Here is an 11780-nt window from a genome sequence, read left to right as displayed (position 1 = left end):
TTACAAGACGGTACTGAAATGGTCATGCCTGGTGATAACGTTGAGATGGGCGTAGAGCTTATCCACCCAATTGCTATGGACAAAGGTCTACGCTTCGCTATTCGTGAAGGTGGCCGTACTGTAGGCGCTGGTGTTGTTGCTAACGTATTGAACTAAGACTTAAGTCTCAGTAATGAGATTATGAATTAGTCATAAAAAAGCCACCCTATCTAGGGTGGCTTTTTTTTTGGGGGTGTGAATGAGGAGAAGGAGTTAAATACTAGGGTTTTTCTCTCATTTGAAAAAATAAATTCTAAAGCTATAAGTTACAAGGACTGCTTCATATACAGTAGATTAAAGATTTGCTTATAGATAGCTATAACCCTTATTATATAATGGCAGGATTTTAAAAATAAAAACACAATAACTTAAATCGGAGTAAATAATGATTACCCATGTACCTGATGTAACTTTTAAAACTCGTGTTCGTGATGAATCTATCGGTGGTGAAAACCCATTCAAATGGTATGATCTAACCACAGACGAGTTATTTGCCAATAAAAAAGTAGTGGTATTCTCACTACCTGGCGCCTTTACACCAACCTGTTCAACCAGTCATTTGCCTCGCTATGAAGAGCTTTACAATGAGTTTAAAGCGCTAGGTGTTGATGAAGTTGTTTGTGTTTCTGTTAACGATGCCTTTGTTATGTACCAGTGGGGCCTGAAGCAAAACCGTGAAAACGTTTTCTTACTTCCTGACGGTAACGGTGAGTTCACTCGTAAGATGGGTATGCTGGTGGATAAGAGCAATCTTGGCTTTGGCATGCGTTCATGGCGATATTCGATGTATGTGGATAATAAAGAAATCAAAAAGGTGTTCAAAGAACCTAACTTCGGTGACAACTGCTCAACAGACCCATTTGAAGTGTCAGATGCAGATACCATGTTAGAATATCTGAAAAGTAATGCTTAATCACAATTCTTAAGTGTGTTGACGTTTGACTGGTATCATCAGGCGTCGATAAATACTTGAATGCTGAAGCTCAAATACTGTTGAACTGCTTAATCCTTAAGTATAAGGGCTAAGCAGTTTTTTTATGTTTTCTACAAAAACTTTGGCAATATTAAAAGAAATACCTAAGATAGTGTTAAATATGAGGCGCGAAAGCGGGTATTTATGACATAAATAATGTCATTTCTGAGTAATTATAAAAATGACGATAAGATAGCGTTTATTGCATAAGAAAAATAAAGGGAGAAGCGGTGTTTATTATAAAGAAATTAGCAATCAATACATCAGAGCGGCAACAAGCGCTTCAAGCCGTTGCAAATATCGAAGCGCTCGTACAGCCGCACGACGCATGGACTGAGCAGTCGTTGGCTGAGATGCTCGCGCAAGATAGTATGCATATGCTCATAGTTTATAAACAAGAAGATAAAGCCGATAATAATAAAGTCATTGGCTACTGCCTCTATCAAGTGATTTTTGAGCAAGCAGAGATTTTGCGTATTGGCACGCATCCTGATTATCAACGACAAGGCATTGCTTCACAAATTATTGATAAGTTGCATGAAGTATTGCAGAGTAATCAGGTGGAAAATTTGTTATTAGAAGTACGAGCAGACAATCATGCTGCGATAGCGTTATATGAAAAGCAAGCATTTGCAATCATTCATAGACGCAAAGGCTATTATAAGTCACCGAATCAGTCCGCAATTGATGCGTTAATCATGCAACATGTCTATGGTGAGTGAAGAGAGTAAATTCTCATTAGGAGTTATAAGCGTGGTTTCTTTAAAGATAAATTATTTATCTCAACCAACGTTATCGTGTTTAACTTGATGGTATTTTCTTCTTACAGATATTAGTGTCTAACTGATAATTGCTGTCTGCTTTCATCCGTGCAAGAACATCTATACGCTCGCTCAATAATTCTACCATCACGCTTATATTGGCTTGCTGTTTCCTGACTTGTTCTAGCTTTTGCTGAGTCAGCATGAGCTGCAAATCAATATCCAATTGGCCATCATAGTAATCGTTTAAGCTGTTTTTGATTTCAGTAAGGGTGAAACCAATGGCTTGCGCGCTTTTGATTAGCTCAATACGCTCGACGCACTCGGGATGAAACTCAGTATATAAACGTGAGCCTGCTTGACGCTTACGCGACCTTAATAGGCCCAACTGTTCATAGTGACGCACGGTGTCTTTGGTTGTATTGGCTTTTGCTGCCAGCTCTCCGATTAGCAGAAATGAGGTATCAAGCGCCATAAAATTCTCTTAACTCTTTAGCTTTTGTAGATTTCATGATTGATGCTGCCAAGGATTTGCTGTATCGAGAAGGGATACGGCCAATGGCTGATGAAAATTATTGTGCCAATTGATGGAGCGACTGCTTATTAAGCGATCTAATTGAGCAAGAAAGTCAGGACGCGGTAGAGTAGTGGCACCCAAGCTCATGAGATGATCATTAGGTAACTGGCAGTCGACAAGTGCAACATGACTTTGCTCACATAAGCGCATCAACCCCCAAAACGCGAGTTTTGACGCATTAGAGGCACGATGAAACATGGATTCGCCAAAGTAGATGCCATTTATTTTTAGGCCGTACAGTCCACCAATGAGTTGACCTGTCTCGTCCCACACCTCAATGCTATGGGCAAATCCTTGCGCATGCAGTTTGGTATAAGCCTCAATCATCTCTTCATGAATCCAAGTGTGTTCGCCTTCGGGCAGGTCATTATTAAGACCATCGCTACGCGGCAGACTACAGGCATGTATGACGTCATCAAAAGCTTGATTGAGTGTTAGTTGCCAACGCGTGCGATTTGCTTGCTTGCGCAGTGACTTACTCGGTTGATAATCAGATGGGACGATCACACAACGCGGCTCAGGACACCACCAAGCGATAGGCTCATCTTCATTGAACCATGGAAACAGTCCTTGTGCATAAGCAGATATTAATGTATCGGGTGCAAGATCGCCACCCATCGCGACAATACCAATGCCCTCAGGATCGATAGAGATAGGATCAGGAAAGTCATAACGCCCAAGACTTTGTAAAGTCTCAGGCGTGATGTATTGATCATGATCGCCGTGCTGCGCAAAGTTATTCATTTAGTCTTCTTAATCAGCAGTCAGCGTTGACGCATAGGTATGGTCTTTCGCCGTTGTCTCACCGATAGCATCCAAATATTTCTCAGCATCCAGCGCTGCCATACAGCCAGTACCAGCAGAGGTAATGGCTTGACGATAGACATGATCAGCCACGTCACCTGCGGCAAACACCCCTTCGATACTGGTCTGCGTGGCATTACCATTCAAGCCACTATTGACGACCAGATAGCCATCTTTCATATCCAATTGACCTTTGAATAGGTCGGTATTAGGCTTATGACCGATGGCGACAAACATACCCATTGCATCCAGTTGTTTGGTGCTGCCATCAATCATTGATTCGATAACGACACCATTGACGCCCATGTCATCACCGACAACTTCTTTGACTTGATGATTCCATTCAATTTTAACATTACCGTTTTTGGCTTTTTCAAACAGCTTGTCTTGTAGGATTTTTTCAGAGCGCAGGCTATCACGGCGATGCACTAAAGTCACTTCAGAAGCAATGTTAGAGAGGTATAAGGCTTCTTCAACGGCTGTATTACCACCGCCAATCACAGCGACTTTTTGATCTTTATAAAAGAAACCGTCACAAGTGGCACAAGCGGATACGCCAAGCCCTTTAAATTTGGTTTCTGATTCTAGACCTAAATACTGAGCAGAGGCACCTGTTGAGATAATCAGGGCATCACAAGTATAGGTACCGTTGTTACCTGACAGCTCAAAAGGTCGTACATTCAAGTTAACATCATTGATATGATCATAAACCAATTCTGTACCGAAACGCTCAGCATGTGCTTTCATACGCTCCATCAATGCAGGACCGGTCAAATCATGCGCATCGCCTGGCCAGTTATCAACCTCAGTAGTGGTGGTTAATTGACCACCTACTTCCATACCCGTTACCATAACAGGTTTAAGGTTGGCGCGTGCCGCATAGACCGCAGCCGAATAACCGGCAGGACCTGAGCCTAAAATGATGAGCTTTTCGTGACGTGGAGCAGTAGTGTCAGTTGCCATAAGTGGTTCCTTTCTAAATATACGCATGAAAAATATGAGTTATAAATCTAATAAAAAAACGTCAAGCGTTGCTACTAATATGGTTTTTCTAATTGCTGTGTGATAATAACATAAGGGTAGATAGCAAAAAGTGCAAGTTTGCTAAAACAAACACAGCTATCATTAGAATCAAAGCATGATAACCTTGAAATACTCGTGCTAGAAACAGCTGGTATTTTATAGGGTCTATACAAAATTGTTAGCAGTATTATGTTAGGGCGTGTTGAACATTCGCAAATAGGCACTGCTGATCGCTAAAATGGTTCCAGACAAGGCACAAAGCGACGATAATGCAGATGCCTTAGCGAGATTTGTAACGCAGTATGGGGCAATTTTAGCATCAGCCCCAACGATAAAAGCAGGGGACAGGACTCTTTTTTGCCGCTTCATCGTTAAAAATAAGCGCTTAGAGTGACTAAACTTATTATTTTTAACATCGAATCGCCTAAAAAATAGTCGCTGTCAGTGCCATGGTCGAATGTTCAACACGCCCTAGTAACTTTTGGATTATTCGCAGATTTTTTGCGCAAATCGTATATTGATTTACTTTCTTGCACGCTTTCTTTATAAGAGTGTCGCCACTGTACCTATGTATTTGTTATTATAAGAAGTTATGCCAAGTGTGATAGAGCTTAAGCGATGACTGCTATGCTCAGGCCTTTTGAGAGGTGAATCTCAACCAAACACTTTGCTAGGTACCTTTATATGTCAGCACTTTATGTCAGCATGATTAGACTTAGTCATGCACTGGCGACCATTTAGTATTAACAACAAGGCAGATTTTACGTGATATCAGCACCGCTTATTGAGTATTTAAAAAAGGGAATATTTACCCTCCTTGGGTTAATACTGGCTGTTTATTTGTTTGTTATTTTAATGACTTACACAGGCAATGATCCTAGCTGGTCGCACATCAGTAGTGATATGACGACTATTAACAATATGGGTGGCCAGACGGGCGCTTGGTTGTCCGACTTGCTCTATAGCTTTTTTGGCTATGGTGCATGGTGGTTTTTAGCGTTTGTGGTTTATGAGTCTATCCTTATTTGGTGGGACAATAAGCCGACGTTTTGGCTCATGCGACTGGTCGCTTATGTGTTTTTGCTGTTGAGCGCCAGTGCATTATTTGCACAACTGGTTGCCTTAATTCAGCAAGTAGCCAATCCTGCATCAATGGGACTTGAAGGCGTGGCTGGTGGTATCATCGGTCTTGAGTTGCAGGAACGTTTGGCACAGTTGCTATCGCAGTGGGGCAGTGTGGTTTTCTTGGCGGTGTTCGTTGTGATTACCGTGACCTTTGCCTTTAACATCCATTGGCTCGCTATATATCAGAAGATTACAGCATTATCTTGGCTTGGCTCAGGGTTAAAAAATAAAGAAGATGCTGCCGAGTTGGATGAGCAAAGTGAGGTGTCGCAAGACCGTGACAGTATCAAAGAGGGAAATCCCAATCAAACAGCCGAGTATGAGCAGCTGCCACTTGAGTTGCAATCAGCTGACGATGCGAATAGTGCTCACGCAGTAGATAATAGTGGCAGATTCAGTAATGTATTATCAGATTTTTTATTGACCTCAGGATTGGCTGATAGTGTGAAAGCATCTATGGCGACAGCAAAAGCAGCAGCAACGTCTAGCGATGAAAAAAGTGACTCACCATACGCGGTCGCAGCGACTGCTAATGCTACGGTTGGCAGTACAGTCAGTGACACCAACACATCAACGATACCAAACCCTATCGTAGCGCCTGCTCGCAAAGTCGAGCCAAGCTTTGCATGGAATGATGCAAATACGGTTGATGATCTGCTCGCACGTGAACAGATGGCTTATAGCACTAACAGCATAGATAACTCTACTGTGCCTAACTATGCACAGAGTGAAGTCGTCACTGACGTGTCATTAGAAGAAGCAGTACAAACCTCTGTGGCAGCACCGATGGTAGAAACAGAAACTCAATCAGATTTATCTAATCAAGAGCTAGCTACTCAATCCTCAATGGATGAATCAACGAATGCTCAAGCTGTCAATCAGGTTATTACTGAGCCGGAAGACTCTCACCCAGATGATATAACGGAGAATGTCGATAAGTTGGCAGAAGCATGGTTGGCGGAGCATGGCAATATATCAGAACCTGTTGCAAAATCGTCGGTTGCTACTGCTGAGGAAACTAATGTCACTAATCAAACTCCGCAAGAAGAGCTATCAATGCCTACGTCAGACGCCACTAATAGCATTCTAAGTGACGACTCTTATGGGCTCTCTGCTGCACAGTCCGAACTACTACAACGTGATGAGTCATCGCCTATACCTGAGGTCACAGTGGCTCAGCCATCAGTAGAAGTGGCCGCATCAGTATCAGAAATTTCGGATATGACACCGACCAATACGCCGCCTGCCAACCCAAAAGCGGCGCCAACTGTGGAAGCGGTCAGTTCGGCCTCAAATACGCAGCCTGTAGCCCCAGCTAAACCTTCTGTCAGCTTTGCGGTACCAGAAGGTGATAGTAGCAACCATATCACTGACATGATGCCGGAGGAGGATAGTACTGACGATAGTGCACCCGTTATGCCGCATATCAGCGATGACGAAGCATTCAGCAAAAAATCACGCTCGATGCAGACGGCTGCCTATCGCAGTAGCCTAACCCCTATTCCAGAAGTGTCTATATTGGACAAGCCAGATCCTGACCGTAAGCCTAGCTATACCGTCGCTGAGCTTGAACAATTATCTGAGCTGCTTGAGATCAAACTACAAGAGTTTAATGTAAAAGCCAACGTCGTCAACGCTATCCCAGGGCCTGTGGTGACTCGTTTTGAAGTGGAGCTGGCTGCTGGCGTAAAGGCCAGCAAAGTTACTGGTATTTCACGTGACTTGGCGCGTTCACTATCGATGGCTTCTTTGCGTGTGGTTGAGGTCATCCCTGGTAAGCCGTATATTGGTATCGAAGTGCCCAATAAAAAACGTGAAATGGTGCGCTTAATCGAGCTACTTAGTACCGAGATGTTCAAAGACCCTAAAGCACAAATCAGCATGGCGATGGGTAAAGACATTGGCGGTAACCCCATTATTACTGATCTGGCGCGTGCCCCGCATATGCTGGTTGCTGGTACCACAGGCTCTGGTAAATCGGTATTGGTCAACTCAATGCTATTGTCGATGTTACTCAAGTACACGCCCAATCAATTGCGACTCATCTTGATTGATCCAAAGCAGCTGGAGCTTGCCAACTATAATGACATTCCGCATCTACTTACCCCAGTTGTCACTGACATGACCGAGGCCGCTAGCAGCTTGTCATGGTGTGTGGCCGAGATGGAGCGCCGCTATCAGTTGATGAGCTTGCTAAAGGTTCGTAAGCTCAATGAGTTTAATAAAAAAGTCATCGCGGCAGAGAAATCAGGCAATCCAATGCTCGATCCGTTATGGCGACCAAACGACAGCGTAAGTATCAGCCAAGCGCCAAAGCTCAAAACTCTGCCCATGATTGTCATCGTCGCAGATGAGTTTGCCGATATGATTATGCAGGTGGGCAAGCAAGCCGAAGAGCTTATCACGCGCTTGGCACAAAAATCACGTGCGGCTGGTATTCACTTAATGCTAGCTACTCAGCGCCCATCAGTCGATGTCATTACGGGTTTGATTAAAGCCAATATCCCAGTGCGTGCAGCACTACGAGTCAACTCAAAAGTCGATTCGCGTACGATTCTGGATAGTGGCGGTGCTGAGGACATGCTCGGTAACGGTGATATGTTGTTCTTGGGACCAGGTCAGATTGAACCAGATCGTGTGCATGGTGCTTATGTCAGTGATGAAGAGGTCAACCGTGTCTGTGACGCATGGCGTGAGCGCGGTGCGCCCGATTATATTGACAACATGGCAGGAAATTTTGAGCTATCTAGTCCGGGCGGTGGTAGCACGGCTAATGCCTCTGGTGAAGATGATGATCTATATAATGACGCCGTCGCCTTTATTATGGAAACGCGTAAGGTCTCAGCTTCTAGTATCCAGCGTAAGTTCAGTATCGGATATAACCGTGCAGCCCGTATTGTCGACTCAATGGAAGACGCTGGACTGGTCAGCTCGATGGGCAAAAGTGGTAAGCGCGAACTGTTAATGTAGTGCTTAGTATTGAATGAATAATGAAAAAACGAGTCATGACAATGGCTCGTTTTTTTTGTGAAAGAGATTCAAGATTAATTCACTCATAAGCGAATAAGCTACCAAAACTTTCAAATGACTAGTGAGTTTGTTTATCAACCATAAGTCGTGGTTTTTTATAATAAACTGACAGTTACTGATGAAATAGATACTTAGATTAACACACCAAGTGCAACGCTAATTAATATTATAGAACGCCTGCATAGGCGTTTTAAACCCTAATCGTTTTCTTGGTCTGTTGTTTAGTTTGTTCTCAATGTCCTGTATTTCATTACTTAGATGTGTATAGCTCATGGTTGCAATCTCACTTTGGTCGGTGGATAAAAACTTTGATGCTAGCGCATCTAGGTCTTTTTTTCACCTTGCATTTGGTATTGCACTTCATGTGTTAATCTAAGATATTTAAAAATTCTTACTACAATTACTCTCCAAGGAAGGTTGGTTATGTTTAAAGAATATACCCAGTACGATGCACTCGCCTTAGCGGCACTGGTTAACTCAGGTGAGCTCAGTGCAAAGGAGCTATTAGACGCCGCCGTTTATCAGGCCAATAAACTCAATCCCAAGCTAAATGCCATTATTCACCGTTTCGATGAGCGCGCTTACAACGCGGCGCAGGCAGGACTGCCTTCTGGCGTATTTACTGGCGTGCCGTATTTGCTCAAAGATCTCTCATTTAGCTTCGCAGGTGAGCCTATTACGATGGGCAGCCGCAGCGTCACTATCCTCTCAGAAAAAGACAGCGAAATCGTCAAACGCATGAAAGCGACAGGCGTCAATACCTTTGGCAAAACCAATACGCCAGAGTTTGGCTTGATTATCACCACTGAGCCAAAAGCCCATGGCGCCACTCACAACCCGTTTAAAAAAGGCTATAGCTCTGGTGGCTCGTCAGGTGGTAGTGCCGCGGCAGTGGCGAGCGGTATCGTACCGATGGCAGGCGGCGGTGATGGTGGCGGTTCGATACGGTTTCCATCTGCCTGGTGCGGTGCGTTTGGCTTAAAACCAAGCCGTGGCCGCAATCCACTTGGCCCTAATCTTGGTGAAGGTTGGGATGGGGCAGTGGCCGATCATGTGATTACGCGCTCGGTACGTGATAGTGCCGCGATGCTCGATGCCACCAGTGGTGCAGAGATTGGCGCGCCTTATGTCATTGCGCCGCCAGACGGCACGTTTTTGCAGGCGGCGATGCGTGCACCAAGGCCATTGAAAATCGCGTTACAGCAGCAGCCGCTGATTGCCAATACCGTAGTAGACAAAGAAGTACTTGCTGTACTAGAGCAAACCGCTAAGCAGCTAGAATCGATGGGGCATCAAGTAATACCCGCTGAGCCAAATATTAATATCGAGCAGTTTTGGCATGACTTTATCGTCGTGGTCTGCGCGCATACCGCTTTTACGATTGATAATATCGAGCGCGAGTTTGGCACTGCCCATATCAAAAACCTAGAGCCGCAAACCTACAATATGGCGCTACTCGGACGTTCGCTATCAGCAGTGGACTTGGTTCATGCCAAACACGGTTGGCATAACAGTCAGTATCAAACGGGACTGTTATTAGAAACCTACGATATGATTTTGTCCCCGACGGTACCGACGCCTGCGGTCAAACACGGCGTGCTACCACCCAGCCGCATGGATGAGATGATGATGCGTAGCGCTGGGGTAATTAATAAAGGGTTTGACATGGGTAGATATGCCTTTAAGTCAGGCATGATCGAAAAGCTAAGCGCCCCTGTGCTAGGAAAAATGGGCTTTACGTTATTGGGCAATGTCACAGGATTGCCAGCAATGTCAGTGCCGGTCGGTATGAGTAAAAAAGGCTTACCAATTGGCATGCAGCTGATTGGGCGTATGAATGATGAGGCGACGCTATTTAGTCTGGCAGGTGAGATGGAGCGTGCGGGTTTATTTACCAAACCTGCCTTTGAGAAGTAGGTTTGGTTTGTGTGCTTTAATTAGATAAGTAGGAAATAGTAAATAGAAGCTAATCAAAGCGGTAAATATCCATACCCAAACTATGATGGGCCATACTCTGGTGAACAACCGAGACGCGCTGACCGGCACCTAACGCAAAAAACAATGGCAGCAAATGCTCGTCACTTGGATGAATGTCTTTGTACTCTGGATATTGTTGCCAGTCGAGGGCAGTGGGTATGTCTATCTTAAGCTGCTGGAGCAACCACTGTTTAAAGGATTTGGCAGCTTGGTCAATGCTATCGGCATCCCAGCGTAGCGCTTGCAAGTTGTGGGTGATATTGCCTGAGCCAATAACAAGAATTTTCTCATCACGTAGATGCGCGAGCTGCGCGCCCAATTGATAGCAAGCAATGCTATCGTAATGCTGCGGCAGTGACACTTGAACGATAGGCACATCTGCCTCTGGGTACAGGTGTCTGAGCGGTGCCCAAACGCCATGATCACAGACACGTACAGGATTGACGCTACATGTGATACCGCGTGCGGTGAGCTGCTGAGCAAGTGTCTCAGCCAGCGCTGGTTGACCTGATGCAGGATACTGAAGATCGTAAAGCTCAGGCGCAAAACCCGAAAAATCATGCCACGTTTTTGGCTGCGGGTTACTGCTAATCTCAAGCTTTGCTGATTGCCAATGCGCCGACATAATGACGATAGCACGTGGCTTAGGTAAGTTTTGCCCGATACGTGCCAATGCACTGGTCGTGGCAGATTGCTCAATCGCAAGCGTGGGTGCCCCGTGCGAGATAAACAACGCAGGTAGTTTGGATGCATTAGGCATTATAGCAGACGCACTTTCCCATGCCGCAGCAGAGGTAATAGGTGTCTGTACAGTGTCGTGATGATGGTCACGCTGATGCGTAGTCTGAGAGGCTTTGGATGTCGCGCGTTTTGGATATGTCATGTTCCATTTATTAGGGCGTACGCCAGTTTTTCAATCTATTTTGGGATTGACGTTTTAAATCAAAAAAAGCTTGGGGTTTGGTTAATTACCGCGATGATAAGGGTGGTTATTGTTGATACTCATCGCGCGGTATAGCTGCTCCATTAGTACCACGCGTACCAGCGGATGCGGCAATGTCAGTGCTGATAATGATAACTTTGCGTCGGCTTTTGCTAACACTGCTGGTGATACGCCATCTGCACCGCCGATGACCAACGCAATATCATCACCTTGCTGCATGCCATCAGCGAGTTTATCAGCCAATCCTTCCGTTGAAATCATCTTACCTTTGACGTCTAGTACCCATAATTGCTCACGGCTCGCGGCATTATGAGCGGCCAATATCGCTTGACCTTCTTGCTCACGGTACTGTGCTAGATTGGCATCTGATGGGTTTTTTGCCCGTTTTGCAGCGGCAATCTCTACAATCTCTGTGCTCAGCATGGGCTGAATACGCTTAAAATACTCATCAAAACCTGTTTGCACCCAGCTAGGCATCTTATTGCCAACGGTCAAAATTCTTACCTTCATAGTACGTACCATTTTTTA

Annotated in this window: 9 protein-coding genes and 1 pseudogene; 5 read left to right on the top strand and 5 right to left on the bottom strand. The window is 44.8% G+C overall.

The features are described 5' to 3' along the window. From tuf to rimI, 3 genes and pseudogenes are all read left to right on the top strand, one after another. Window positions 1-156 (top strand): annotated as a pseudogene (gene tuf, locus HL061_RS06055) (elongation factor Tu); the annotation flags it as partial. Window positions 157-424: 268 nt separating this feature from the next. Further along, a complete protein-coding gene (locus HL061_RS06050; protein ID WP_071002259.1) occupies window positions 425-952 on the top strand; it encodes a peroxiredoxin in 528 nt (175 codons plus the stop codon). A 290-nt stretch (window positions 953-1242) separates the two neighbouring features. Beyond that, window positions 1243-1734, top strand: coding sequence for a ribosomal protein S18-alanine N-acetyltransferase (gene rimI / locus HL061_RS06045; RefSeq protein WP_071002258.1), 492 nt, complete (start codon window positions 1243-1245; stop codon window positions 1732-1734). A gap of 79 nt (window positions 1735-1813) precedes the next feature. Here the strand turns inward: rimI and HL061_RS06040 are convergent, their stop codons facing one another. From HL061_RS06040 to trxB, 3 genes are read right to left on the bottom strand one after another with little or no spacing between them, the layout of a single operon-like run. Next, window positions 1814-2248: a MerR family transcriptional regulator gene (locus HL061_RS06040; protein ID WP_058023725.1), complete on the bottom strand. Its 435-nt coding sequence runs from the start codon at window positions 2246-2248 to the stop codon at window positions 1814-1816. Window positions 2249-2281: 33 nt separating this feature from the next. After that, entirely contained in the window at window positions 2282-3094 is an 813-nt protein-coding gene (gene aat, locus HL061_RS06035; RefSeq protein WP_186475079.1) for a leucyl/phenylalanyl-tRNA--protein transferase, read from the bottom strand. Window positions 3095-3103: 9 nt separating this feature from the next. Further along, window positions 3104-4117: a thioredoxin-disulfide reductase gene (trxB, locus tag HL061_RS06030; RefSeq protein WP_186475078.1), complete on the bottom strand. Its 1014-nt coding sequence runs from the start codon at window positions 4115-4117 to the stop codon at window positions 3104-3106. Window positions 4118-4942: 825 nt separating this feature from the next. Between trxB and HL061_RS06025 the strand changes: the two genes are divergently transcribed. Together HL061_RS06025 and HL061_RS06020 are read left to right on the top strand one after the other, a co-directional pair. Continuing rightward, window positions 4943-8272 (top strand): DNA translocase FtsK, encoded by a 3330-nt coding sequence (locus HL061_RS06025; RefSeq protein ID WP_252962621.1) that lies wholly within the window; start codon window positions 4943-4945, stop codon window positions 8270-8272. 483 nt (window positions 8273-8755) lie between these two features. Continuing rightward, window positions 8756-10249, top strand: coding sequence for an amidase (locus HL061_RS06020; RefSeq protein WP_252962620.1), 1494 nt, complete (start codon window positions 8756-8758; stop codon window positions 10247-10249). Between the two features lie 49 nt (window positions 10250-10298). Here HL061_RS06020 and HL061_RS06015 read toward each other — a convergent pair whose 3' ends face one another. Continuing rightward, the gene (locus HL061_RS06015) at window positions 10299-11069 is read right to left on the bottom strand and encodes a class III extradiol ring-cleavage dioxygenase (protein WP_071003678.1); all 771 of its coding nucleotides are present in this window, start codon (window positions 11067-11069) and stop codon (window positions 10299-10301) included. A 204-nt stretch (window positions 11070-11273) separates the two neighbouring features. Beyond that, the gene (rlmH, locus tag HL061_RS06010; RefSeq protein WP_075106889.1) at window positions 11274-11762 is read right to left on the bottom strand and encodes a 23S rRNA (pseudouridine(1915)-N(3))-methyltransferase RlmH; all 489 of its coding nucleotides are present in this window, start codon (window positions 11760-11762) and stop codon (window positions 11274-11276) included. Window positions 11763-11780 lie beyond the last annotated feature (18 nt).

Origin of the sequence: Psychrobacter sp. PSP, assembly GCF_024085615.1 — a bacterium.
Lineage (GTDB): Bacteria > Pseudomonadota > Gammaproteobacteria > Pseudomonadales > Moraxellaceae > Psychrobacter > Psychrobacter pacificensis.
This window is presented reverse-complemented; position numbering and strand designations above follow the sequence as displayed.

Coding starts and splice junctions, on each gene's coding strand:
- trxB (WP_186475078.1), bottom strand. CDS start 4,117: ATGGCAACTGACACTACTGCTCCACGTCACGAAAAGCTCATCATTTTA.
- HL061_RS06020 (WP_252962620.1), top strand. CDS start 8,756: ATGTTTAAAGAATATACCCAGTACGATGCACTCGCCTTAGCGGCACTG.
- aat (WP_186475079.1), bottom strand. CDS start 3,094: ATGAATAACTTTGCGCAGCACGGCGATCATGATCAATACATCACGCCT.
- HL061_RS06015 (WP_071003678.1), bottom strand. CDS start 11,069: ATGCCTAATGCATCCAAACTACCTGCGTTGTTTATCTCGCACGGGGCA.
- HL061_RS06040 (WP_058023725.1), bottom strand. CDS start 2,248: ATGGCGCTTGATACCTCATTTCTGCTAATCGGAGAGCTGGCAGCAAAA.
- rlmH (WP_075106889.1), bottom strand. CDS start 11,762: ATGAAGGTAAGAATTTTGACCGTTGGCAATAAGATGCCTAGCTGGGTG.
- HL061_RS06050 (WP_071002259.1), top strand. CDS start 425: ATGATTACCCATGTACCTGATGTAACTTTTAAAACTCGTGTTCGTGAT.